General features: G+C 53.4%; 23 protein-coding genes and 1 tRNA gene. 20 read left to right on the top strand and 4 right to left on the bottom strand.

What is annotated here, in order from left to right:
* From PMI41_RS02965 to PMI41_RS02915, 11 genes are all read left to right on the top strand, one after another.
* On the top strand, nt 1–2089 hold a 2089-nt coding region (locus tag PMI41_RS02965), incomplete at its 5' end, for an SPOR domain-containing protein (RefSeq protein WP_008121622.1).
* A gap of 75 nt (nt 2090–2164) precedes the next feature.
* Nucleotides 2165–3184, top strand: a complete 1020-nt coding sequence (nagZ, locus tag PMI41_RS02960; RefSeq protein ID WP_008121620.1) for a beta-N-acetylhexosaminidase — start codon at nt 2165–2167, stop codon at nt 3182–3184.
* A 48-nt stretch (nt 3185–3232) separates the two neighbouring features.
* Nucleotides 3233–4054, top strand: coding sequence for a ScpA family protein (locus tag PMI41_RS02955; RefSeq protein WP_008121618.1), 822 nt, complete (start codon nt 3233–3235; stop codon nt 4052–4054).
* Complete coding sequence (gene scpB / locus PMI41_RS02950; RefSeq protein ID WP_008121616.1) at nt 4047–4769, top strand: SMC-Scp complex subunit ScpB; 723 nt, start codon at nt 4047–4049, stop codon at nt 4767–4769. Before PMI41_RS02955 ends, scpB begins: the two co-directional genes overlap by 8 nt.
* 179 nt (nt 4770–4948) lie before the next feature.
* A complete protein-coding gene (locus tag PMI41_RS02945; RefSeq protein WP_008121614.1) occupies nt 4949–5182 on the top strand; it encodes a twin-arginine translocase TatA/TatE family subunit in 234 nt (77 codons plus the stop codon).
* A 66-nt stretch (nt 5183–5248) separates the two neighbouring features.
* On the top strand, nt 5249–5869 hold the full coding sequence (gene tatB / locus PMI41_RS02940) for a Sec-independent protein translocase protein TatB (RefSeq protein WP_008121612.1): 621 nt from the start codon (nt 5249–5251) through the stop codon (nt 5867–5869).
* Nucleotides 5866–6684 (top strand): twin-arginine translocase subunit TatC, encoded by an 819-nt coding sequence (gene tatC, locus PMI41_RS02935; RefSeq protein ID WP_008121611.1) that lies wholly within the window; start codon nt 5866–5868, stop codon nt 6682–6684. The genes tatB and tatC overlap by 4 nt, the downstream gene beginning before the upstream one ends.
* 64 nt (nt 6685–6748) lie before the next feature.
* Nucleotides 6749–8032: a serine--tRNA ligase gene (gene serS / locus PMI41_RS02930; protein ID WP_008121607.1), complete on the top strand. Its 1284-nt coding sequence runs from the start codon at nt 6749–6751 to the stop codon at nt 8030–8032.
* Nucleotides 8033–8048: 16 nt separating this feature from the next.
* The gene (gene surE, locus PMI41_RS02925; RefSeq protein WP_008121606.1) at nt 8049–8807 is read left to right on the top strand and encodes a 5'/3'-nucleotidase SurE; all 759 of its coding nucleotides are present in this window, start codon (nt 8049–8051) and stop codon (nt 8805–8807) included.
* The gene (locus PMI41_RS02920) at nt 8804–9457 is read left to right on the top strand and encodes a protein-L-isoaspartate(D-aspartate) O-methyltransferase (RefSeq protein WP_008121603.1); all 654 of its coding nucleotides are present in this window, start codon (nt 8804–8806) and stop codon (nt 9455–9457) included. Before surE ends, PMI41_RS02920 begins: the two co-directional genes overlap by 4 nt.
* 145 nt (nt 9458–9602) lie before the next feature.
* Nucleotides 9603–10865, top strand: a complete 1263-nt coding sequence (locus tag PMI41_RS02915; protein WP_008121601.1) for a peptidoglycan DD-metalloendopeptidase family protein — start codon at nt 9603–9605, stop codon at nt 10863–10865.
* 54 nt (nt 10866–10919) lie between these two features.
* Here the strand turns inward: PMI41_RS02915 and PMI41_RS02910 are convergent, their stop codons facing one another.
* Complete coding sequence (locus PMI41_RS02910; protein ID WP_008121598.1) at nt 10920–11783, bottom strand: ATP-binding protein; 864 nt, start codon at nt 11781–11783, stop codon at nt 10920–10922.
* Nucleotides 11784–11939: 156 nt separating this feature from the next.
* On the opposite strand from PMI41_RS02910, the gene yajC reads away from it, so the two are divergent.
* Genes yajC through PMI41_RS02890 form a run of 4 tightly spaced genes read left to right on the top strand, consistent with a single transcriptional unit; the run spans nt 11940 to nt 15865 of the window.
* Nucleotides 11940–12281 carry a preprotein translocase subunit YajC gene (yajC, locus tag PMI41_RS02905; protein WP_008121596.1) on the top strand — a complete coding sequence of 114 codons (342 nt, stop codon included), beginning with the start codon at nt 11940–11942 and terminating at the stop codon, nt 12279–12281.
* A gap of 57 nt (nt 12282–12338) precedes the next feature.
* On the top strand, nt 12339–14609 hold the full coding sequence (gene secD, locus PMI41_RS02900; RefSeq protein WP_008121594.1) for a protein translocase subunit SecD: 2271 nt from the start codon (nt 12339–12341) through the stop codon (nt 14607–14609).
* A 2-nt stretch (nt 14610–14611) separates the two neighbouring features.
* Nucleotides 14612–15001 (top strand): Mth938-like domain-containing protein, encoded by a 390-nt coding sequence (locus PMI41_RS02895; protein ID WP_008121592.1) that lies wholly within the window; start codon nt 14612–14614, stop codon nt 14999–15001.
* Between the two features lie 27 nt (nt 15002–15028).
* The gene (locus PMI41_RS02890) at nt 15029–15865 is read left to right on the top strand and encodes a phytoene/squalene synthase family protein (protein ID WP_008121590.1); all 837 of its coding nucleotides are present in this window, start codon (nt 15029–15031) and stop codon (nt 15863–15865) included.
* Nucleotides 15866–16051: 186 nt separating this feature from the next.
* On the opposite strand, the gene parE is transcribed toward PMI41_RS02890, so the two are convergent.
* Together parE and PMI41_RS02880 are read right to left on the bottom strand one after the other, a co-directional pair.
* Nucleotides 16052–18157, bottom strand: coding sequence for a DNA topoisomerase IV subunit B (parE, locus tag PMI41_RS02885; protein ID WP_008121587.1), 2106 nt, complete (start codon nt 18155–18157; stop codon nt 16052–16054).
* A 124-nt stretch (nt 18158–18281) separates the two neighbouring features.
* Complete coding sequence (locus PMI41_RS02880; RefSeq protein ID WP_008121586.1) at nt 18282–18656, bottom strand: helix-turn-helix transcriptional regulator; 375 nt, start codon at nt 18654–18656, stop codon at nt 18282–18284.
* Between the two features lie 182 nt (nt 18657–18838).
* On the opposite strand from PMI41_RS02880, the gene PMI41_RS02875 reads away from it, so the two are divergent.
* Both PMI41_RS02875 and PMI41_RS02870 read left to right on the top strand, forming a co-directional pair.
* Entirely contained in the window at nt 18839–19765 is a 927-nt protein-coding gene (locus tag PMI41_RS02875; RefSeq protein WP_008121584.1) for an EamA family transporter, read from the top strand.
* 62 nt (nt 19766–19827) lie between these two features.
* A complete protein-coding gene (locus tag PMI41_RS02870) occupies nt 19828–21840 on the top strand; it encodes an acetyl/propionyl/methylcrotonyl-CoA carboxylase subunit alpha (protein ID WP_008121582.1) in 2013 nt (670 codons plus the stop codon).
* 10 nt (nt 21841–21850) lie between these two features.
* Here PMI41_RS02870 and lipB read toward each other — a convergent pair whose 3' ends face one another.
* Nucleotides 21851–22570, bottom strand: a complete 720-nt coding sequence (gene lipB / locus PMI41_RS02865) for a lipoyl(octanoyl) transferase LipB (protein WP_008121581.1) — start codon at nt 22568–22570, stop codon at nt 21851–21853.
* A 228-nt stretch (nt 22571–22798) separates the two neighbouring features.
* Between lipB and PMI41_RS02860 the strand changes: the two genes are divergently transcribed.
* The 3 genes from PMI41_RS02860 to PMI41_RS02850 all read left to right on the top strand — a co-directional run.
* A tRNA-Leu gene (locus PMI41_RS02860) sits at nt 22799–22883 on the top strand.
* A gap of 339 nt (nt 22884–23222) precedes the next feature.
* Nucleotides 23223–24893 carry a hybrid sensor histidine kinase/response regulator gene (locus PMI41_RS02855; protein WP_008121580.1) on the top strand — a complete coding sequence of 557 codons (1671 nt, stop codon included), beginning with the start codon at nt 23223–23225 and terminating at the stop codon, nt 24891–24893.
* A gap of 148 nt (nt 24894–25041) precedes the next feature.
* A partial coding sequence (locus PMI41_RS02850; protein ID WP_008121579.1) for a calcium-binding protein occupies nt 25042–25660 on the top strand: 619 nt, incomplete at its 3' end.

Below are 25660 nucleotides of genomic sequence, written 5' to 3'. Positions count from 1 at the left end.
TGCGCCCGTGGCTGCGCAAGCCGCGCCAGCTATAAGCCTTGAGGATGAGTTGGAGACATTACTTGCGGGTTCCGCAAGGCCAGTCGTGCAACGCTCTGCGAATGCTTCCTGGGGATATGGCTCACGTTCAAATGTTGTCGGCCGCACAGAGCCTGCTCCGGTAATCAGCCGTGCTACGGCCTACCAGCATCCAGTAGCTGAGCCAGAGCCCGCTCCGGTGGCTTATGAAGCGCCAGCAACTGTTGCATATCAGCAGCCGGTTGCTCAGGAACCTGCGCCAGTTGCCTATGCGGTACCGGAGGTGTCCTACGAACCGCAAACATCCTATGTCGAGGAACAAGAACTCGACATAGAGATCGAAGACGCATTCGATGATGAAGAGCTCATGGCGGCTCTTGACGATTTTGAAGTGCCCATGGATGTGGAAGAACAATCTGCCCCGGTACGCGAACAGATCGCTGTTCCTGTGGCGGCCTCTATTGCCGGTGCGCCGAAGCTTCCCGAAGTCCATGCTCTAAGCGACTACGCCGATGAGCTTGATCGCGCCGCCAAATCAGTTCAAGCGCCGGACGTTGATACGATTGCTGTTACTGAAAACCGCGTTGATTACACGGAGTCGCTTGATCTTCCTGCGGTAAATTACGAGGACGATGCTCCGCAGCATAATGGACTGAGCGAGCTGGAGAGTGAATTTGCCGAGGTATTCGGCTCAATCGAATCCGATACGCAGCACAATGATTTTGCAGCGACTGAAGAGCCGGTAAAGACGGAAGCCGCAAAAGATGAATATGCGGACATCTTTGCCGATGTCTTCGGCAATGAAGCTGAACAAGGTCGTTACAATCAAGCCGGTTACGCAACGGCTGGAGTAGCAGCGGCTGGAGTGGCAGGAATTGCATCGCAGGCACCTGCAGCAGCAGCTCCCCGCTACCAGCATGGTCCTGAGGACGACAATACGGATTTCGGCTATGATCCGCGTCGCGATGATGTGGATATGGCTGCAGGCGTTTATGCTCAGAACGAAAACAAGCCTCGCCGAAACGCGCTGTTTGTTCCCGGCATAGCTGCTGCGGTGGTTCTAGTAGCTGTTGCGGGTGCAGTGGCCTACAAATGGACGGGTTCAACGGGTGGCGAACCTGTGGTCATCATGGCCGACAAGACACCGATAAAAGTCCAGCCTGAGAAAACGGCGAATGCCGTGGTGCCGAATCAGGACAAGGCTGTTTTTGATAAGGGCGCAACGACTGCTCCGGTAACTCCTAAGCAGGAACAGCTTGTAACGACGCGGGAAGATCCGGTCGATCTGGCTGCTGATGAGGATGATGAAGTACCGATCGCAGACAAGGTTGACGCCCGCGTCGAACCTGCTGATCAGGATCTGGCGGCAAATGAACCTGCTCCGGAACGCAATGGTGCGCTTGCGCCTCGTAAGGTTCAGACCATGGTTGTCAAGCCCGACGGGACAATGGTTGCGTCCATTACTCCAGACACTCCGCCTGCGGGTACAGGTGCAGCGGCTGCGCCCGTAGAGCGTCCAGGGGGTACAGCGACCGGGCCGGCGTCATCAGATGATCCGGTTGGTGCGCTTGCAGGTGCAGAGCCAGTAGAGGCTGAACCAGCGCTGGCGCCGGTTAAACCAGCCGCCGTGGCACCTGTTGCTCCTAAAGCTCCAGTTGCTGCCAAGCCGGTGGAGACAAAGAAAATCACACAGGAAACGGTAGCCTCGGCACCAAGGAATGTTCCTGTGGTGGAATCTCGTCCGGCTGAACAGCCTCTGGAGATCGTAGATCGTGTGCCGCCGAAGACTGCCGCGCCGCAACAGGTAGCTTCAGCTGCCCCTGCTGCCGGTAGCTACTTCATCCAGGTTGCTTCGCAACCAAGCGTTGAAGGCGCACAGAAAACCTATGCATCGCTTTCACAGAAGCACGCCGGTGTGATTGGTGGACGTGGCGTCGATATCAAGCAAGCTGAAATTGCAGGTAAGGGTACCTTCTATCGTGTACGCATTCCTGCCGGTTCGAAGGCTGATGCTGCGAACCTGTGCTCCAAGTACAAGTCCGCTGGCGGCAGCTGCTTCGTAACGCAGTAAAAGCAGGCAAGATTGGGCAAAAGGCGGCTTCGGGCCGCCTTTTCTTTTTGTACGTCTACGCAGTAGACTCTGCACATGAGCGAATCAAAAGCATGGATTGCCGGAACAACCGGCCTGAAACTGACCCCGGATGAAATCGCATTCTTTCGCGATGAGCGTCCTTGGGGTTTTATACTGTTTGCCCGCAATGTCAGAGAGCCTGCGCAGATCGAGGATTTGTGCGCGCATTTGCGTGATCTGGTCAGGCGGGAGGACGCTCCCGTATTGATTGATCAAGAGGGAGGCCGTGTGCAGCGTCTGCGTCCGCCACTCGCGCCGGATTATCCATCAGGATCGGCTCTTGGGGCCCTATACCGTGAAAATGAGGAAAAGGGCTTGCGCGCAGCTTGGCTTTTGTCGCGCCTCCATGCTTTCGATCTTCTAAAGCTCGGCATAGATGTGGATTGCCTGCCGGTGCTGGATGTGCCGGTTGAAGGTGCCAACGACGTTATCGGCACGCGTGCCTATGGAAAGCATCCTGAGATAGTAACGGCTATGGGCAATGCAGCTGCAGAAGGACTGCTTGCTGGAGGTATGTTGCCGGTGATGAAGCACATTCCCGGCCATGGTAGAGCCTTTGCCGATACGCATCATGAGTTGCCGACGGTCACGACGGGTCTTGATGAACTGGCAGAGCATGATTTCGCACCATTCAAGGCGCTCTCGCATCTGCCCATGGCAATGAGTGCGCATGTGATTTTTTCAGCGGTTGACCCGAAGTATCCCGCTACAACGTCCGGCAAGGTGGTCGAGGAGATTATCCGTGACTATATAGGCTTCGACGGGCTTTTGATGAGCGATGACGTCTCCATGAACGCACTTTCTGGGGATTACTTCGATCGGACCAAAGCAATCTTTGCCGCAGGCTTGGATATGGTGCTTCATTGTCACGGGATTATGGAGCAGATGACGGCGGTTGCTTCGTGCACGCCAGAACTCGAAGACAAGGCATTGGAGCGCGCTGCAAAGGCTATCCAATACAAGCGGAAACCTGATGATTCCGTAGAAGAAGAGCTGAGGGACGAGTTCCGCAGCATGTTTGAAATGGTCGCATAGATACGGAAGTATGGAAGAGAGAGAAGTTTGGCTGTTAGCGAGAAAAACATGAATGGCAACAAAGCGGCTCCAATGGAGGCGCTTTGGGAGAGCCAGGTTGATCGCGCCGCCAGCGAACCCTCGCTTGTGATCGACATTCAGGGTTTTGAAGGTCCGCTCGATCTGCTTCTTCATCTTGCGCGCAATCAGCGTGTAGATCTTGCGCGTATTTCAGTTGTGGCGCTCGTCGAGCAATATCTGATCTTCATCCGGCAAGCGCAGGCTTTACGACTTGAGTTGGCGGCTGACTATCTGGTGATGGCTGCCTGGCTAACCTATTTGAAGTCAAAGCTGCTTATCCCGAAAGCTCCGGGCGATGATGGGGAGAGCGGCGAAGAACTGGCTGCCACCTTGCAATTCCGTCTGAAGCGCTTGGAAGCAATGCGCGACGCGGCGATGAAACTGGTCAATCGCAACCGGCTTGGACGCGATGTCTTTGCGCGTGGCATGCCGGAAGCGGTGATTGTTGATCAGACAAACGCCTATGCGGCTACGCTCTATGAACTACTGACGGCATACGCATCGCAACGGCAAAAGCGCGCAACATCGCATGTGCAGATTGCCCGGCGCTCTGTCTGGTCGCTCAAGGATGCTCGGACCATATTGATGCGTCTTGTCGGCGAAATGAAAGACTGGACGGCGCTGGATCAATATCTGCTGGAGTTCATTGCAACACCGTCCGAACGGGCATCGGCCATGGCAAGCTCTTTTGCCGCGAGCCTTGAAATGGTCCGGGAAGGGCATCTGGAAATTCGCCAGACAGGCGCATTCACGCCGATCTATCTTCGTAACAGGCCAGAAGAACCAGTGAAGGACGTGGTCAATGGCTGATCCCGCTAATGATGACATCAAGATTGATGGGGATGAGGAAGCGAACAGCTGGAACAATGCTGTAAAAGCGTCTGATGCGTTGCGCATGGTGGAAGCGATCCTGTTTGCCTCGGCTCAGCCAGTCACTGAAAAAGCGCTCAAGGAGCGACTGCCATCTGGTGTTGATGTCGCGATGCTGCTGGGTGAGTTGCAGGAGATATATGCCAATCGTGGCATAAATCTGCGGCAGGTCGGTGGTGCCTGGGCTTTCCGTACCGCCGCTGATCTTGCCTTCCTGATGAGCCGCGAAGCGGTGCAATTGAAGAAACTCTCGCGAGCCGCGCTGGAAGTGCTGGCGGTCATTGCCTATCACCAGCCGGTAACGCGTGCCGAGCTTGAAGACATTCGCGGCGTTGAAACGTCGAAGGGTACGCTGGACGTGCTCATGGAAACGGGCTGGATCAAGTTTCGCGGACGTAGGCGCACGCCCGGGCGGCCAATCACTTATGGAACGACAGCTTCTTTCCTAGATCATTTTGGTTTGCAGGAAGTCCGGGATCTGCCGGGTATCGATGAATTGCGCGGCGCTGGGCTTCTTTCTGCGCGAATGCCATCGAATTTTGCCATTCCTGTGCCTTTCAACGATCCGGACGAGCTCACCGAAGATGAAGATCCGCTGACAGATATCGATCTGGAAGAGCTGGGGCTTTTAACGCCAAAGGTTGAGCAGGAGTGACATTATTTCTCGCCACATTTGCGGCGGATAGTCTCTTCAGGCAGAATTCGTAGCTGCAAGGCCAATTCGCACTTGCGCTGGCTTTACGCGAATGTGAAAGAACAAAAGCGACTTGTGTTTGAAAAGCACGGGGAAAAGGCTTAGATCAACCCAAGCAATTGGGTGAATGTGAGGGTAAAATGGGTAGTTTTTCAATCTGGCACTGGCTTATCGTGCTCGCGGTCGTATTACTTCTCTTCGGACGGGGCAAGATTCCTGAGCTGATGGGCGATGTTGCCAAGGGCATCAAGAATTTCAAAAGCGGCATGAGCGATGATGACGCGGCTGCTGCGGATGCCGACAATTCCAAGACCATCGACAACACGACGAGTCAGCCGGTGAATTCAGTCAAGGAAAAGACCAAGAAGTCTTGAATGGTGAGGTGAGAGCCTTTGCCCTGCGCGTGGCTGAATGGCCACGTTGTGGCTGGAGCATGATGAATGTTTGATGTTGGTTGGTCGGAAATACTGGTCATCGCAGTCGTATTGATTGTGGTTGTGGGTCCGAAAGACTTGCCCAAAATGTTGCGCGCATTCGGCAAGGCGACCTCGAAGTTTCGCGCGACTGCTGGCGAGTTCCGCAAACAGTTCGATGAAGCTTTGAAAGAAGCTGAACTGGACGATGTTCGCGGCATCATAAATGATGCCAAGAGTCTCGATCCGCGCAACGATATCCGGAAGGTGTTTGATCCCGTTCGCACAATCGGCGAAGAAATTCGCTCGACATTGAAAGATGCGACTGAGACCGCCAAAGACAATGTGGCTATTCCAGATCCTTCAGCACCGGGGGCAACTCAAATACAGCCTACGGTGATGGAGCCATTGCCGCTTCTCAATGAGAATAAGAAGAAGACAAGCGCTGCAAAGGCGAAAGCTGCTGCAAAGGCATCAACTGTTACTGCCAAACCGGCCAAAGCAGCACCTGCAAAGCCAGCCGCCGCCAAGCAAAGCACGGCAAAGCCGACAGCAGCGAAACCGGCTCCAGCCAAGGTGACAGCAGCGTCAGCCAAAAAAACGGCCAAGCCGCGTGCCAAGACCGGCGATACGGGGACGAAATCTTGAGCAATACCGACGATGAAATTGACAAGAGTTCAGCCCCGCTGATCGAACATTTGATTGAGCTGCGCCGCCGCCTCATATGGGCGTTGCTGGCGTTTTTCGTTGCGTTTCTTGGCTGCTTCCATTTCGGCAAGCAATTGTTCAATTTGCTGGTTATTCCCTATCAGTGGGCGGTAAGTTGGGCCGGGTTCGATCCTGCAAAAGCGCAGCTGATCTATACGGCACCGCAGGAATTTTTCTTCACGCAGGTAAAGATCGCCATGTTTGGCGGCATAGTCATCGCTTTTCCGGTTATTGCTTCACAGATATACAAATTCGTCGCGCCCGGCCTGTACAAGAATGAACGTATGGCATTTTTGCCATTCCTGATTGCTTCGCCAATCCTGTTTTTGATGGGGGGCGCGCTGGTTTATTTCTTCTTTACCCCAATGGTCATGTGGTTCTTTCTCGCCATGCAGCAAACTGGTGGTGCGGGTGAGGTACAGATTTCACTGCTTCCCAAGGTTTCCGAATATCTCAGCCTTATTATGACACTGATCTTCGCTTTTGGCCTGGTGTTTCAGCTTCCGGTTGTTACCACGCTTCTCGCTCGGGTTGGCCTCGTCGGCTATGAGGGGCTGAGATCAAAGCGCAAATATGCCATCGTGATTGCGTTCATTGTTGCGGCAGTCATCACTCCGCCCGATCCTGTGAGCCAGATCGGTCTTGCTCTCCCGACGATCCTTCTTTACGAGGTTTCGATCTGGATGGCGCGTCTGGTAGAGAGAAAGCGTGCAGCGGCTGAAACAGAAGCACAGTCGAACGAACTTTCGTCCTGACGCTCTCCAGTTCGCCGGGGCTTGCCCCTGATAGATAGAACTTTTCCAACACGGCTTTACTCCCATGCATGACATTAAACAGATCATCCAGAATCCGCAGGCTTTCGACGCCGCCATGGCCAAGCGTGGGTTAGAATCTGTTTCGTCCCGTCTGATCGAACTTGATGAAAAACGTCGGCAATCCATTGCCAAATCACAGGCCTTACAGGAGCGGCGTAATGCTGCTTCGAAGGAAATCGGCAAGGCAATGGGCGCCAAGGATCAGGCAACAGCTGACCGGCTCAAGGCGGAAGTTGCAGATATCAAGCAGTTGCTTACCTCAGCCGAAGAGGAAGAGCGTCAACTGGAACGTGCTCTCACCGAAGCTTTGGAAGTATTGCCCAACATTCCGCTCGACAGCGTGCCACTGGGCAAGGATGAAAGCGGCAACGTGGAAACACGCCGTGTTGGCCTGCTGAAGAATTTTTCGTTTGAACCGAAAGAGCATTTCGAGATCGGTGAAAAGCTTGGCTATATGGATTTCGAGCGTGCTGCTCGCCTGTCCGGTAGCCGCTTCACTGTATTGAAGAGCCAGCTTGCTCGGCTGGAGCGCGCCCTTGGCCAGTTCATGCTGGACATACATACGACAGAGCATGGCTATACAGAAGTCAGCCCGCCGCTGCTGGTTAACGATGATACGCTTTACGGTACTGGGCAATTGCCGAAGTTTGCCGAAGACCTCTTCAAGACCACTGATGGGCGCTATCTTATTCCGACCGCAGAAGTGCCGCTGACCAATCTGGTGCGCGAGGAAATTCTCGATATTCGTGATCTGCCGATCCGCATGACTGCATTGACGGCTTGTTTCCGCTCGGAGGCAGGTTCTGCCGGACGCGATACACGCGGTATGTTACGTCAGCATCAGTTCATGAAGGTTGAGCTGGTTTCGATTACCGATGCGGAACGTTCCGTTGAAGAACATGAGCGCATGACGGCATGCGCAGAAGAAGTTCTCAAGCGGCTTGAACTGTCGTTCCGCACCATGACGCTTTGCACCGGTGATATGGGGTTTGGGGCGCAGAAAACCTATGATCTGGAAGTATGGTTGCCGGGCCAGAAGTCATATCGCGAAATTTCAAGCTGCTCGGTCTGCGGTGATTTCCAGGGAAGACGGATGAATGCCCGTTACCGGCCAGAAGGCGAAAAATCCACGCGCTTTGTCCACACATTGAATGGGTCGGGTACTGCGGTTGGTCGCGCCTTGATCGCAGTTGTCGAAAATTATCAGAATGAAGACGGCAGTGTTACAGTTCCTCAAGCACTCGTGCCTTATATGGGTGGACTGACGCGGATAGAAAAAGCGGCATAACAGACAGGATAGGGCGATGCGGATTCTCTTGACCAACGATGACGGAATTCATGCGGAGGGTCTGAGTGTTCTGGAGCGCGTCGCCCGCCAGCTTTCTGATGATGTCTGGGTGATCGCGCCCGAGACAGACCAGAGTGGCCTTGCTCATTCGCTGACGCTCTCTAATCCGCTGCGCCTGCGCAAAATAGATGACCGGCATTTTGCCGTGAGCGGAACGCCGACCGATTGTGTAATCATGGGTGTCAAACACGTGATGCCAGAGCCACCTGATCTGGTTCTTTCGGGTGTTAATTCCGGCTCAAATACCGCTGATGACGTCACTTATTCTGGCACAATTGCAGCTGCCATAGAGGGCACGTTGCTTGGTATAAAATCCATTGCGCTCTCGCAGGAGTACAATCTCAATGGGGGCGCTCGCGTGCTACCGTGGGAGATTGTGGAAGAACGCGCCCCGGCTGTACTGAAGAAGGTCTTGAGCGTTGAACTTGCCAAGGGTGTTCTGGTCAATATCAACTTTCCGAGCTGTCAGGCATCGGAAATTGCAGGCACAAGGGTAACAGTGCAAGGCAAGCTTTCGCACGGACTTGCGATCGAGGAACGTCACGATGGCCGTGGATTGCCCTATTACTGGCTACGCTACGGACGGGGCAAGGATGTGCCGGCTGAAAACAGCGATGTCGCGGCAATCCGCAACAATTTCATTTCCATAACACCTTTGCAGCTCGATCTGACTGCGCATGAAATGCGTGCCGTTCTTGAGGAAACATTTACATGAAGCCCGCCATGTCCGAGCGTGAGGGTTTTGCCGCTTTTGTGCTGCGTATGCGGGGCTTGGGTCTGAGTGATCAACGATTGATGAGCGCTCTTGAGGCAACGCCGCGCATGGGCTTTGTGAGCGGTAATCTGGGAAATATGGCCTATACCCGCGGAAGCTTGCCCATTGAATGCGGTGAATTCATCGAAGGTCTGGATTTGCAGGCTCAGTTGATCAAGACGCTCGAACTGGAGCCGTCGCACCGCGTCTTGGAGATCGGGACGGGATCGGGGTTCACCGCTGCTGTTATGGCCCGCCTTTCAGGACGTGTTCTATCACTGGAGCGTTATCGCACATTGGTTGAACTGGCCCAGCAGCGTATTCAAGCGCTCAAGATTGAAAATTGCATTGTCAAACATGCGGATGGGCGGCTTGGTCTTGCCAGTGATGGCCCGTTCGACAGAATTATTGTCTGGTCGGCATTTGATGCCATGCCAAGGCATTTTGTTGACCTGCTTTCATCCAACGGCATTCTGGTGGCGCCGATAGGGCCGGTTGACGGACAGCAAACAGTGGCGCGGCTTACAAAAGTTGGCAGCCGTTTTGACCAGCAGGATTTGATGCGGGTGCGGTTTCTACCCTTGGCTGAAGGGGTTTCTTCGGCGCTCTGAGTATTGATTGCCTGTCGCGATTGCGCCAAGGGTTTACGAGCTTGGTGAATTTTTTCCAAATTTTTTATGAGTTTTAACGGTCGGGTAACATTAACGCGATCTAATGCGTCTAATATTCTTGTATGAGTACGGGCGGGATTAAGCGATGCGTTTGAGTATACTAGACAAAGCGTCACGGCGGTTGGCTCTTAATGCCGCCATTCTCACAGTTGCCGGCATTGCTGCCGGTTGCAGCTCCGGAGTGTCACGTTTCTCCAGTGCAGATTTCAGCTCCGGTTACAGCGATAACCAGAGATCGATCATGCAGACGCAGAACAATGGCCAGAACGGTTATACACCGCCGGTCGACTCCACTTACACAGCTTCTGTCAATAATGCTCCTGTCCGCTCGTCCGGGGGTGTTCAGCGCGGTAACCTGCCTCCTGTTGGTAGCCAAAGCGCCTCGTCTCTGCCTCCTGTTTCGTCGCAGCCGTCGCGCCCGGCGCTAGCGCCCGTATCCGGCAATACACAGGTTCGTCAGCAACAGGTGGCAATGGCCGCTCCGATGCAGACCGCGCCAGCGGGATCGGCGACCTTGAAGACGCCTGATGGTCGCGAAGCCAGAATGCCGACAACGACTGCTCCGGCGCAGGCCGCAGCAAAACCAATGACCAGTTCAACGGCCAGCAGCACCTACAAGGTTCAGTCGGGCGATACGCTTCATGCAATTTCACGCAAGACCGGCGCAAACATCGATGCGATCAAGCAAGCGAACAACATGCAGGACGGAACAGTCCGTCTTGGTCAGTCGCTGATTATTCCGCCATCCAATTCATCCATGGCTCAGAACGTTGCCAATACGATGAAGCCCAAGGGCGGTACGGATCAGGTAAAGACAGCAGCTACGCCGCCCGTTGAACAGCCAAAGGTCGTTGCAAGTGCACCGGCGCAAGCTGCGCCTGCTGCCGCAGGATCAGAAGCCAAGCCTTACACTCCGCCACAAGCGAGCGAAAAGGTTATCGGTGAAGCCGAGAAGGAAGTCGCTTCTGCACCATCAGCTACCGGCGCTTCGCAATTGCGCTGGCCAGTGCGTGGCCGTGTCGTTGCCAATTACGGAAAAGGCAGTGACGGTATCGATATTTCGGTTCCAGAAGGCACACCAATCAAGGCCGCCGAAAATGGTGTTGTAATCTATTCCGGCGACGGCTTGAAAGAGTTCGGCAATACGGTTCTGGTTCGCCATGATAACGGTCTGGTCACCGTATATGGCAATGCGAGCAAGCTGAATGTTCAACGTGGCCAGAAGGTCAAGCGTGGTGAAGAACTGGGTATGTCAGGCATGACCGGCAATGCGACAACGCCGAAACTGCATTTCGAGGTGCGCAAGAACTCAACACCTGTTGATCCTGCAAAATATCTCGAACTCTGATCGAACCACCAAACTAAAGAAAAAGCCCGCGTTGAAAGATGCGGGCTTTTTTCTTTACAGCTTCTTGCCGAGCCGTCCCGCGAGATCCTGAATGAACTGCCAGGCAACGCGCCCGGAGCGCGCCCCGCGGGTTGTGGACCATTCCAGCGCTTGCGCATGGAGCTGATTTTTCTCCACAACCAGATCGAAATGTGCGGCATAACCATCGATCATTGCCAGATAATCATCCTGGCTGCACTTGTGGAAACCGAGCCAGAGACCAAAGCGATCCGATAGCGAAACCTTTTCTTCAACAGCTTCCGACGGATTGATCGCTGTCGATCGTTCATTCTCGATCATATCACGCGGCAGGAGGTGACGACGGTTTGACGTGGCGTAAAATATAACATTATCCGGGCGGCCTTCGACGCCTCCTTCAAGTGCCGCTTTTAGCGATTTATACGAGGTGTCATCGTGATCGAATGACAGATCGTCACAAAACAGGATGAAAAGATACGGCGTATTTTTGATGATACCCATCAACGCGGGGAGGCTATCGATATCCTCCCGATGAATTTCTACCAGCTTGAGAGGATGAGCAGCAGCGGGTGCATCGGCGTTTACCGAGGCATGGACAGCCTTTACCAGCGAAGATTTACCCATGCCGCGCGCGCCCCAGAGCAGCACGTTATTGGCCTGCATTCCATCGGCAAAGCGCTTGGTGTTATCGAACAGAATATCGCGAACCGTATCCACGCCACGAATGAGCGAAATATCAACGCGGTTGACCTTGCTGACAGGATCAAAGCCAAGCCGGGCCGGGTTCCAGACAAAACAGTCTGCAATTTCAAGATTGACCGGCTGTGGGGTGGGAGGAGCCATACGCTCAAGTACAGCGATAAGGCGGTCAAGTTTTTCGCTCAGCAATTCCTCGGTCATACCATTCAGGCCCTTACATTTATCAGCGCGTCGTAACTATCACGCTGATCGGTAATGGAAAAGCAGCAGTGTCCGTTTTGTACTGTTGCTTTTGCCAGCTTAAACATTGTATTGCGCAGGTTCTGATTGTTTCAAATTTGATCTACTGGAGGTTTTATGTTCGTAACTCCCGCATATGCACAGGCAACGGGTGCCGGTGGCGCACCGGAAATGCTCATGAGCATTCTGCCGTTCATTCTGATCTTCGTGATCATGTACTTCCTGATTATCCGCCCGCAGCGTACAGCCGCGAAGAAGCGTGAAGAGCAGTTGAAGAATATCCGTCGCGGCGACACCATCATTACCGGCGGTGGTTTCATTGCCAAAGTCACCAAAGTTTATGAGGAAACCGGAGAACTCGACGTTGAAATCGGCGATGGCGTAAAGGCGCGTGTGCTTCGCGGCATGGTCGCGGATGTTCGCGTAAAAGGCGAACCGGTTGCCGACAACAAAAAATAACGATTAAGTGAAGGGCGGCCTTGGAGCCGCCCTTCTGATTCTTGAGGTTGCGACCGTATGCTTTATTTTAGCCGCTGGAAGACCGTTCTCATCTGGGCTGTAGTCCTTGCGGGACTGATACTTTCACTTCCAAACAGTTTCACGCAAAGCCAATTGGACAGTTTTCCGGACTGGCTTCCCAAGAAGCAGCTGGCTCTGGGACTTGATCTTGAAGGCGGCTCGCGCATGCGACTGCAGGTGGATAAGGAACATCTGCCTGATACCGACGCGACTGTTGCCGTGCTTACGCGACGCCTCAACGAGCTTGGCTATTCAAATCCGCATGTTGTGACGGAGCGGAATGGTCGTGTGTTGATTGAGGTGCCGGGCCTCTACGACTCCCAATTGCTCAAGGATATTTTGAGCCTGACGGGCGAACTGAGTTTCCGCATGGTGGATACATCAGTGCCGGTACAGCAGGCTATCGATGGCACACCGCCAGAAGGCGATGAGGTTGTCTATTCTTTCGACGATCCGCCAGTGGCCTATCTCGTCAAGAAAGAACCGCTTGTAACCAATAGCAATTTTGTCGATGCACAGGCAGGAATAGACACCGCCACGCAACAGCCTGTTATTACTTTCCGTCTGGACAGCATTGGCGCGGATCGTTTTTCCAAGGCCACCAAAGCCGGTATCGGCCAATCCTTTGCGATTGTCCTTGATAATCAGGTGCTTTCTGCTCCTGTCATTCAAGAGGCGATACCCGGCAATACCGGGCAGATCGCTGGTACCTTTGACCTTTCCGGTGCCAGTAATCTGGCGCTTGTCATGCGCGCCGGTTCTTTGCCTGCCAGTGTGACTGTTCTTGAAGAGCGCACCATCGGTACTGATCTTGGTGCAGCTTCTGTTACGTCAGGCAAAATCGCTGCTCTGATCGGCGCTGCTCTGGTTATCCTTTTCATGCTGTTGACCTATGGTTTTCTCGGCGTGATCGCCAGCGTTGCGCTGGTGGTAAACGTCGTGCTGATTCTGGCTGTCCTGACATTATTCGGTGCGCCGCTTACGCTTGCGGGTGTTGCCGGTATCGTTCTCACCATCGGTATGGCCGTCGACTCAAATGTGCTGATCTATGAGCGTATTCGCGAAGATCGCCGTGCAGGGTTTTCCGTCATTCAGGCAATCGATTCCGGCTTTGCCCGAGCTCTTGCCACGATCGTTGATGCGAATGTCACTACTTTGATTGCCGCCTTGGTTCTGTTCACGCTTGGCAGCGGACCAGTGCATGGATTTGCACTGACTGTTACCATCGGCATCGTGACGACGCTGTTTACGACCTTCACGCTGACACGCTTGCTGGTTTCCGTCTGGGTGCAGCGTTCCAAGCCGAAAGAAGTGCCTGGCGCGCTGTTGAAGCTTGTTCCTTACAATACCAGAATCGGCTTCATGAAGCTGCGTGGTCTGACACTCGGCTTCTCGGCGCTATCAAGCATTGCCGCGATTGCCCTGTTCGTAATCATCGGAATGAATTTCGGTATCGACTTCAAGGGCGGGACGATGGTCGAAATGCAATCGTTGGAAGGTGCCATCGACCTTGATGATGTCTATAGCCGTCTCGACGAATTGAATATTGGTGACGTTAAGATTGAGCGTTTCAAATCCGATGACCGGGCGCTGATCACAGTTGGTAGTCAGGGCGAAGGCGAAGATGCCGAGCAGACAGTGGGCGTTAAAATTCGTGGTGAATTTCAGGACGAATATAATTTTCCGCGTGTAGACGTTATCGGACCGTCTGTATCGAGCGAACTGTCGCAAGCTGGTTTGCTGGCAGTGGGCCTATGCCTTGTGCTGATTTTTGCCTATGTGTGGTTCCGCTTCGAGTGGCATTTTGCACTAGGTGCAATTCTCGCTACGATCCACGATGTTTTGCTGCTACTTTTGATGTTCATCATCTTCAAGATGGAATTCAATCTGTGGAGCATTGCGGCTTTGCTCGCGATTGTCGGTTATTCGCTCAATGATACCGTGGTTATTTATGACCGCGTTCGCGAAAATCTGAGGAAGTATGGTAATACCGCATCATTGGCGTCCATTCTTGATGCCTCGATCAACCAAACGCTGTCGCGTACGATCCTCACATCGCTGGCAACGTTCCTTGCGCTCATCGTGCTCTATCTTTATGGCGGCGATGATGTTCGTTCCTTCGCTTTGACAATTGCCGTGGGTATTATCGTGGCGACCTATTCATCGATATTCGTGGCTGGGCCATTGTTAATGCTTTTTGGACTGAAGGGGCGAGATGTAATGGACGAGCAGAGCCCTGCACCGATTTCCGACGAAGGCAGAGTTTAATTGTGGCGAAAGGCATTGAAATTCGGGATGCGCATTTTCCGGGGCGCGCGCCCATTGATGCTTATGGAAATGGCGGTTTCCGCTTTGCGGATATGTCGCATCGCGGCTCCATTCTGTGTCTTCCCTCGGGCATTCATGGCTGGGAACCGAAGGCGCCACCAATACCGACTGCGACTGATCTGGCACTCGTTCTCGCGCAGTCCAGCGAAATAGAAATTTTGCTGGTCGGGACAGGGACGGAGCTGCGCCGTTTGCCGGAAGAGCTGCGGGAAATTCTGCGCAAATATCGTATCTCTTCAGACCCCATGAGCACCGGCGCTGCGGTACGCACCTATAATGTGCTCCTGGCTGAAAATCGTGCTGTGGCTGCGGCGTTGTTTGCGGTGGATTAATTCCACCGGCCCGCTATATCTCACGCCATGAATGTCAATGAAACTCACTGCATGCAATTGCTGCGGGACGCTGATCCTGATCGCTATCTTTCGGTTCTTTACGCGCCTGAAGCAAAGCGCGGAGCTTTGGCAGCGCTTTATGCATTTAATGTCGAAATTGCCCGTATTCGCGACCTGATCCGCGATCCGCTTCCGGGTGAAGTTCGCTTGCAATGGTGGCGCGATTTGATCAGCGGCACCGAACATGGAGCGGCGGCAGGAAATCCGGTAGCGGCGGCGCTTCTGGACGCGATCAGCGCATATGATCTGCCGCGAGCAGCTTTCGATAATTACTGTGAAGCGCGCATTTTCGATTTTTATGATGATCCCATGCCAAGCCGCAATGATCTTGAAGGTTATTGCGGAGAGATCGCCTCAGCCATAATCCAGCTGGCGTCGCTCATTCTTGATGCGGAGCAAGCATCCAGACATGCTGATCTGGCGGGGCATGCCGGTGTTGCGCAAGCTATTACCGGGCTTTTGCGCAGCCTGCCGCTGCATCGGCGGCGTGGTCAGATTTATATTCCGGCTGATATACTTGCCGCGGTAGGATGCACACCTCAAATGCTGCTGGAAGGGAATGATCCCGATGCAACCAAGCGCGCGATTACGGCTATGATTGCGCTCGCTGAAGATCATTTTACGAAGTTTCAAGCAGGCGCTAAAACCTTGCCGAAATCGCTGCGCCCTGCCTATCTGCCGGTTTGGCTTACGCCGGTATATCTTAAGCGGTTGAAAGCCAAAGGCTTTGATGCCGCTATGGAGATAGCCGAGATATCACCACTCCGCCGCCAATGGGCAGTGTTGAGAGCTTCTATCAGTTAATTGCACATACATTAGCTGCATAAACTTTGTGGGTGGTTCGACGGGGCTCACCATGAGGAAGATGTCAGGGCTGCAGCAAGCTAGAGTCAACTTTGTAGTAGATTACAAGTACTGTCTCTCTGCAATCAAACCACCTTCCTCATGGTGAGCCCCGTCGAACCACGCAGCATACTGATGCAACCCTATCTAGATATCCAATTCCTCAACAAAGGCAGCGCGATCCTGAATGAATCGGAAGCGGGCATCGGGCCGCGTTCCCATCAGATCATCAACGGCGAGGCGGGTTTCATTGGCCCATTCCTCATCGATCTGCACACGAAGCAATGTACGCTTCTTGCGGTCCATAGTCGTTTCCTTGAGCTGATCGGCACGCATTTCGCCAAGGCCCTTGAACCGGCCGATTTCAATCTTCCCGCGACCGGTAAAGAGTGTCTTCATCAACTCGTCTTTATGTGCGTCGTCACGCGCATAGGCGACCGTACCACCTTGTGCGATGCGATATAATGGCGGAACACCAAGGAACAGATGGCCATTGCGAATAAGATCCGGCATCTCCTGATAGAAGAAGGTGATCAGCAGCGAAGCGATATGTGCACCGTCCACGTCGGCATCCGTCATGATGATGATGCGATCATAGCGCAAATCTTCGTCGCGATATTTCGATCGCGTTCCGCAACCAAGTGCCTGAATAAGATCGCTAATCTGCTGGTTTGCCGTCATCTTTTCGCGGCCGGCGCTTACAACATTCAATATTTTGCCGCGTAGCGGCAATACAGCCTGCGTCGCACGATCCCGCGCCTGCTTGGCCGAACCGCCAGCCGAGTCACCCTCGACGATGAAAAGTTCTGCACCCAGTGCGCCAGTTTGACTGCAATCTGCCAATTTACCCGGGAGACGAAGCTTCTTGACCGCTGATTTGCGGTTTACTTCTTTTTCCTGACGGCGTTTGACGCGTTCTTCCGCGCGATCGACCACCCAATCGAGCAATTTGGATGCTTCCTGTGGGGATGCAGCAAGCCAATGATCAAATGGATCACGGATAGCATTTTCCACAAGGCGCTGTGCCTCGACGGTTGCAAGCTTGTCCTTGGTCTGACCGACAAATTCCGGCTCGCGAATGAAGACGGACAACATGGCCGCAGAAGAGATCATCACATCGTCAGTCGTAATAATTGATGCGCGCTTGTTGTTGGTCAGTTCCGCATAGGCCTTCAAGCCACGGGTGAGGGCGATGCGCAATCCTGCCTCGTGAGTGCCGCCTTCGCCTGTGGGAATCGTATTGCAGTAGGAGTTTACGAAACCGTCGCCGCCATACCACGCGACTGCCCATTCCATTGAACCATGGCCGCCGGATTTTTCGGTCTTTCCAGCGAACATTTCCCGCGTGATCTGAAAATCCTTGCCCAGAGAAGCGCCAAGATAGTCTTTCAACCCTCCGGGGAAGTGGAAAACAGCTTTGTCAGGGGTAGGGTCTTTCGGATCAAGCAGCGACGGGGCGCAATTCCAGCGGATTTCAACGCCGCCGAACAAATAAGCCTTCGAACGCGCCATCTTATAAAGGCGTGCGGGATCGAACTTTGCATCCTGACCGAAGATTTCAGCATCCGGATGGAAGGTTACACGCGTGCCACGCCGGTTCTGCACTTCGCCGACTTCTTCAAGCGGGCCAAGTGCTTTGCCGCGTGAGAAACGCTGGCGATAAAGACGGCGATTGCGCGCGACCTCAACCTCAAGGTGATCGGATAGCGCATTGACAACCGAAACGCCCACGCCATGCAGACCGCCGGATGTTTCGTAGACCTTGGAGTCGAATTTACCGCCGGAGTGCAGCGTGGTCATGATGACTTCGAGTGCCGATTTATCCTTGAACTTCGGATGTGCATCGACCGGAATACCACGGCCGTTATCCGTCACGGACAAGTAGCCGTTCTCATCAAGGTCAATATCGATAAAATTAGCGTGGCCGGCGACAGCCTCGTCCATGGAGTTGTCGATGATTTCAGCGAAAAGGTGGTGAAGAGCGCGCTCGTCCGTGCCGCCAATATACATGCCGGGACGACGGCGGACAGGCTCGAGACCTTCCAGAACCTCAATGTCCGAAGCGTTATAATTGCCGCTACTTTCCGGTACCGCGCGCGCAGGAGCACGCGCAGCTACCGGTTGCGCAGGCGCTACAGTGGCAGCCACAGCAACCTGCGGAGCAATTTCAGGCTTCTTCGCAGGAGCCGCCGCTTCCTGCCGTTCGCGAGCAGTTTTCACGATTGCTGAAAATAGATCGTTATTATCATCCATGGCAGGCCAATATTCTATCGTTTCGAATCACTCGTAATCTTTGCATGGTTCGACGTCAAACGCGATGGGCGTTCGCTATATGTTCCGGAGCTCGCCGCAGAACAAAGCGGCGAATCCCCATGTTTTATGCGGCTTTGAGCGTCGCGACCCGATCTTCCAACTGACTGATCCTGTCACCAAGCTTTTCATGGTAATTCTTGAGTGTCCGGAGTTCCATATTGATTGTTGTTTCATCTTCGGCTGAGTCCACCGGAGCTTGACCAATCCCATGCATCAACCATGTTGGTGTGACACCAAGAAATCCAGCGAGCATAACCAACCTGTTAGCCCGTGGTTCTGATCTGTCTGACTCCCATGCAAGGATCGTCTGGCTCTTGACACCAATCCGTTCCGCCACCTGTGCCACACTCATGGATTTGGCGTCGCGAGCCCGCAAAAGCCTTCCACCCATTGTGTCCATGTCTGGGGTTTCAGTCATGATGTTAGAATGAAAATTCATCGAATTCTCCAGTTTCTTCTTGTTTTTTCGGTCTTGGGAGGGCCCGTTGCACCATTTGCAGCGCAAAAAGTCAAATTTTGCACGTGTTGCGCGAGATTGTTGGTGGGACGACATTGCTTTTTTCCATGGAGTGGATAAGCCAAAAGTCCTACCAGCAGGCTTTCTCCAGAAGGGTCACGGCGATGGAAAACACGACCTCACAGCAAGTGCGGGGCGTTTCTGCAATGGCTATCGGCATGTTCTTCCTGCCTATGATGGATGCTATCGCAAAGTGGCTCTCAATGTTTGATAGCCTGCCGCCTGCAACCGCCACTCTGTTCAGGTTTGTTGTTCAGGCCATTTTGACTCTGATCATTATTGTGCCCATGACGGGGGTTAAATCCCTGAGGCCTGTAAAGCTTTGGGGTAACCTGTTTCGCGGGTTTCTCATGGGCATTGGCAGCCTTTGTTTCTATGCAGCCGTGAAATATATGCCGTTAGCCGACGCAATGGCCGTATTCTTCGTCGAACCACTGATGCTGACAGTTTTGTCAGCGGTTGTGTTGAAAGAGCAGGTTGGTTGGCGTCGCAGAATTGCAGTTGGTGTCGGTTTCATCGGCACGTTGATTGTAATCCAGCCCAGCTGGGTTCTATTCGGCTGGGTATCTCTTTTGCCGCTTGGTACGGCGGCGCTTTTTGCAATCTACCTGACCCTCAATCGCCGTTATGGAACAGTGGATACTCCATTGGTAATGCAACTTTATGCGGGTATTGGCGGAACAATCACCGTTTTGCTGGCTATGATACCTGCTGCGCTTTTGGGAATTCAGGACATGACGTTTGCCATGCCCGGTAATGCAATGTCTTGGTTTCTGCTGTTCACGATGGGTTTGATTGCAACTATCGGGCATCTCTTGATTACACAAGCATCGCGGCTTGCTCCTGCTTCGTTGCTGGCACCCTTTCAATATCTCGAGATTGTTATGGCAGTGCTTATCGGACTTGTGGTTTTCAATGATTTTCCAACCCCATCGAAATGGGTAGGGATCGTCATAATCGTTGCGTCAGGTGCTTATCTGATCTGGCGTGAAGGCAAGAAACGCGAAGTTTCAGAACCTGCATACAATTGACCGTGAGCAGTTGAGCAAACCTGCGTTTCACAATAGAAACAAAGATCTGTTGGGAGGTCTAAGTGTTTAAAAAGATTCTGATTGCCAATCGCGGCGAGATTGCATGTCGCGTCATCAAATCCGCGCGCAAGATGGGCATTGCTACTGTTGCGGTCTATTCCGACGCTGATCGCGATGCCGTGCACGTTGAAATGGCTGACGAGGCTGTGCATATCGGCCCGGCGGCGGCATCTGAAAGCTATCTCATTCCTGAAAAGATCATTGCAGCCTGCAAGCAGACCGGAGCGGAAGCTGTCCACCCCGGTTACGGCTTTCTTTCTGAACGCGCTGCCTTTTGCGAAGAGTTGGAAAAGCAGGGGATTATCTTCATCGGCCCGAAGCCACGCGCAATCATCGCCATGGGCGACAAGATCGAATCAAAGAAATTTGCCAATGAAGCAAAGGTAAGCACCGTCCCGGGCTCTCCCGATGTGATCGTTGACACAGCACATGCGGAGCGGATTGCCGGAGAAATCGGCTATCCCGTCATGATCAAGGCATCCGCCGGCGGCGGCGGCAAAGGCATGCGTATTGCCTGGAACCAGAATGAAGTACGCGATGGCTTTGAACGCGCCACCTCGGAAGCGCGGAATTCTTTCGGCGATGACCGCGTTTTCATTGAAAAGTTTATTGTCGATCCAAGACATATTGAAATTCAGGTGCTGGCCGACGCATTTGGCAATTGCATCTATCTGGGCGAACGCGAATGCTCGGTGCAGCGACGCAATCAAAAAGTAGTTGAGGAAGCACCGTCACCGTTCCTGGATGAGGCGACGCGTAAGGCAATGGGCGAACAGGCCGTCGCTCTATCAAAGGCCGTTGATTATCAAAGCGCCGGAACTGTCGAGTTCATCGTAGACAAGGATCGTAATTTTTACTTTCTTGAGATGAATACGCGCTTGCAGGTTGAGCACCCTGTAACTGAACTGATTACAGGTATCGATCTTGTCGAGCAGATGATCCGTATTGCTGCCGGAGAGAAACTTGAGATCAAGCAAGGTGATGTGAAGCTTAATGGCTGGGCTGTAGAAAGCCGCCTCTACGCCGAAGATCCCTACCGCAACTTCCTGCCCTCAATCGGCCGTTTGACGCGCTATCGTCCTCCTGTGGAAGGGCCAGTCGGCAAGGCAATCATCCGCAATGATACGGGCGTTACGGAAGGTTCTGAAATCTCGATGTTTTACGATCCCATGGTCGCAAAGCTTTGCACATGGGCGCCGACGAGGCTGGAAGCAGTGGATGCCATGGCAGATGCACTCGACAATTTTGTCGTCGATGGCATCGAGCACAATATCCCGTTTTTGGCGGCATTGATGCAGCATCCGCGCTGGCGCGAAGGCAGACTTTCCACCGCTTTCATCGCCGAGGAGTTTCCTGATGGGTTCCAGCCTATATCGCCCACAGCCGACGATCTTGGCATCCTCGCTTCAATTGCGCTTTCTGCTGAACTGGTAAGAAAAGAGCGGCTGGACCGTCTCGGCGATCGCCTGCGCCCGCATTCAGGTAAAATCCATGCAGAATGGGAAGTGCGTATCGGCGATGAATATATGCCGGTAACAATTCGCAGTAACACCGCGAAGCCTCCCGTCAAGCTTGAGTTCTCCTTGCGGGGCGGCGATTTTGTCACTGTACGCAGCGACTGGCGGCCGGGCGATGCTGTTTGGGATGGCTATGTGAATGAGCGTCCCGTCAAGGCGCAGCTTCGTCCCGTAGCAAATGGCATGCGAATTGACTGGAAAGGTCTATCCGTCATTACGCATCCCATGCAAAAGCATGTGGCGGCCCTCGAAAAGCTGATGCCGGTAAAAATCCCGCCAGATACATCGAGGCTGTTGCTCTGCCCAATGCCGGGATTGCTGGTTGCGGTGAATGTGGCCGTCGGGCAGGAGGTCAAGGCTGGTGAAACCCTTGCCATTGTCGAAGCGATGAAGATGGAAAATGTGCTGCGTGCCGAGCGCGATCTGACTGTCTCTGCCATCAACGCAAAGCAGGGCGACAGCTTGGCAGTGGGAGCCGTTATTATGGAGTTCGAATAGAGTCCTGATCTTAAGCCTGCTCTACAGGGCCGAACACATTTTCAAAAGACGACAGCAATGCATGGTCAAGGTCATGCATTTCGACCGGCAAGCCAAGATCGACCAGGCTGGTGACTCCGTGCCCCCGTACTCCGCAGGGGACGATGCCGTCAAAATGCGCAAGCTCCGGCTCCACATTGATCGAGATACCGTGAAAGCTGACCCATTTACGCAGGCGGATGCCGATAGCGGCGATCTTGTCTTCAGCAGGGGACCCATCGGGCAAGGCAGGGCGCTCAGGTCTGGTGACCCACACACCTACGCGATCTTCCCGCCGCTCGCCCTTTACATTGAATGAGCCGAGTGTCGAAATGATCCATTGTTCCAAAGCAGTTACAAAAGCGCGGATATCTTCGCGCCGCCGTTTCAGATCAAGCATGACATAGGCTACACGCTGGCCGGGGCCGTGATAGGTATATTCTCCCCCGCGGCCTGTTGCATATACGGGGAACCGGTCGGCGGTGAGGAGATCGCCCTGCTTGGCGCTTGTTCCCGCAGTGTAGAGCGGTGGATGCTCGACAAGCCAGACCAGCTCGGGCGCTGCGCCCTCCCGGATTGCTGCGACGCGTTCTTCCATGAAGGCGAGGGCGGAATCATAATCGGTCAGACCTTCGGCCACTTTCCATTCTACTGGTGCTGAGCCGTCTTGCGGCAGAAAAGCGGGAGCGAGTTCATCGCGGCTGGACTTCATGGTGTTCAGTTATTCCAGTTAAGACTGCCTGTCAGGCTCCGCACTCGGAGATCAGGATGGGTCCCGCGCATATGGACTTTTTCCGGTTGGATTTCCAGTGGGGTGGCTCGGGCGCGGCTTTTTGACAGGTTTGTGAAAAACAATTCGAGATATCGCCTGATAGGGCTTGTTTAGCGGAAACCTATTTGCTACTAGCGCCAAGCCGACATGTTCGGCTTCTACCACAGTGCGGTCGTGGCGGAATTGGTAGACGCGCAGCGTTGAGGTCGCTGTGTCGCAAGACGTGGAAGTTCGAGTCTTCTCGACCGCACCATTTTGGTTTCGCTAACCACTTGAAATAATTGCATAATATGGCGGCAAATAGCCGCCATATTGCATTTTTGCCCCATTATGCGCCGCTTTAGGTTGAACGGTGAGCCACCACCACTTTGACTGATATCCCGTTATCGATGCCGCGCTTCTATTAATATGAAAATGTTGTTGGTGTCAGATTTGCGCCGTACCCGTTCTTCTCGGATTGCAATGCCATTGTTGTCATAGCAATGCCTGTTATTAGCCATTGAGCGCAATTTTGCAGAATCCGATATCATACTCTCACCTAGCGAAGGATAGAGGAAGTTGATATTCAGCTCCGAATTGCCGGAGAGGACCTATGAATGACTGGCTGAGGGGCGTCGTAAAGAACATCGGTTCTTACTCATATAACGATAAGAATGAATATGATGCTGAACGTGGTCAGGCCATATCGCGCGTCATAACAGTGCCCCTGATTTTCCTTTATATGGTCGTCGCACTTTTCGCGAGCGGGCGTGAAATGAGCATTGTCATGATCGTCATGCTCATTTACGCCACCCTCTATATTCCAGGCTCTTGGCTGCTGCTGCACAATGTTGTAAAAAAGCCCGGCTACAGGCTTGGACGCCGCATCTTTGCAATGGTCAATGACTACCTTGCCATGACATTTGCAATGGCTGTCGGCGGAGCAATAACTGCTCCAGTATTTGCGATGATCTTATGGGTAACAGTTGGAAACGGACTGCGTTATGGCCCCCGTTATCTTACAGCCGCGACAACCCTCGCGCTCTTATCCCTGGCAGCGATAACCTATTTCAACAGTTTCTGGCGCGAGCAGCCTTATCTTGTCGCCACTTTTGTAATGACGGCCATTCTCGTTCCGACATATGTCTACGTTCTTCTCAACCGGGTTCACAAGGCCTATAATTCTGCCTTGGAGGCCAATCTCGCCAAGTCAAGGTTTTTGGCACAAGCAAGCCATGATCTGCGTCAGCCCATTCACGCTATAAGCCTTTTCATTGCCTGCTTGCGCGATGCGCGATTGGGCGTTGAAGAAGAACAGATGGTCGACAATATCGACAGGTCACTCCAGAGCGTTTCAAGACTGTTCCAGTCACTCCTTGATATCTCAACTCTCGATAGCGGCAAGATCACAGCGCATCTGGAAGAGGTTGCGATCGGCGAAATTCTCTTGGATATCGCACGGCAGAATTCTGAAGCAGCGCATTGGACAGGTGTTGAACTCAGGGTTGTGAAAACCAAGAGATTCGTCCGAACCGACCCGAGCCTTCTAACGACAATGATCCAGAATATTGTTTCCAACGCGTTGAAATACGCTCCGGGTGGACCCGTTCTTGTTGGGACACGTATTCGGAACGGAAAGCTATCCATCGAGGTGCATGATCGCGGCTCCGGTATTGCAGAGGAGCATCTGCCGCGGCTGTTCGAAGAGTTTTATCAGGTGCGCGAGCGCGGTGACAAGGACACGGAAGGCGTTGGCCTTGGACTGTCGATTGTGCAACGGCTTGCCAGACTCATGGGTTTGAATGTCTCTCTGCGATCTGTCGTGGGGCAGGGGACAACAGTTGTAATTGGTGGACTGACCATCGTCGCAGAGCCTATTCTTCTGCCTGATGTAATCCGGGTCAAACCTGTTTCGCCACTGGATGGCTTGCGGGTACTGTTGATCGAAGATGATCTCAATATTCTTATTGCAACCGGAATCCTTCTGGAGAAGTGGGGATGCGTCGTCCAACAGGAAGATGCGCTGCCCGAAGGAAAAGACGTAAGCTGCGATTTGGTCATTACGGACTTTGACCTTGGAGCGAAGACGACCGGTACGGATTGTATCGATTATGTTCGCCGGCAAAACGGCCTCCATATTCCGGCTATTATTGTGACCGGCCATGATGAAAACCGGGTGCGTGACGATGTCAGCGATCCGGAAATACCGATACTGTCAAAACCGATACGCCCTGCTGAATTGCGTTCGATGATCATGGCTTTGAGGCTCAGGTCGGAACAATGATAGACCAATCCATGACCTATGAGCCCGGAGTGTGTCTCTGACAGTGCCTTGGATCGGAAGGGGTGACGTCCAATCTTGTGGCGCATTGACACTGTATGGTCAGGCTGATTTGCTGATTAAGTGCTAGCGACCGGAGGAGATCGAGAAAATGGCAATTATTGATGGTACAACCGGCAATGATAACCTCGAGGGAACGCCCAATGCAGACATAATTAATGGCTTTGAGGGTGACGACCAGCTTTTCGGGCGAGCAGGCAATGACAGACTGAAGGGCGGCGCAGGCTTGGACAGGCTTTATGGCTTCGAGGGTGACGATACGCTCAATGGCGAAGCGGGCTCCGATTGGGTCTTCGCCGGTGAAGGCAATGACGTGCTTAATGGCGACATTGGCGATGATTTGCTGCTCGGCGAGGCCGGGAGTGATACGATTTACGGCGGTGAGGGCGAAGATGATCTCCGGGGAGGTGATGGCGATGACCTGCTTCATGGCGGCGCGGGCGACGATTGGCTTCTTGGAGACTGGAATGGTGGGGCGCCAGGCAATGACCGGCTCAATGGCGGCGAAGGCAATGACAATCTTAACGGCCAGGATGGCGATGATGTCTTGGACGGTGGAGTCGGAGCGGATACTTTTTGGGGCGGTGCAGGGAGTGACAAGTTTTATGTCGATAATGTCGGCGACAAGGTAATTGAAGACAATGTTGCTGGCATTGATGTCGTGTCCAGTTCGGTATCTTTTGCTACGGGCGGGCAGCACATTGAAAATG

It is taken from the genome of Phyllobacterium sp. YR531 (assembly GCF_000282595.1).
Lineage (GTDB): Bacteria > Pseudomonadota > Alphaproteobacteria > Rhizobiales > Rhizobiaceae > Phyllobacterium.
Note: the sequence above shows the minus strand (reverse complement) of the source record. Positions and strands in the feature narration are given on the sequence as shown.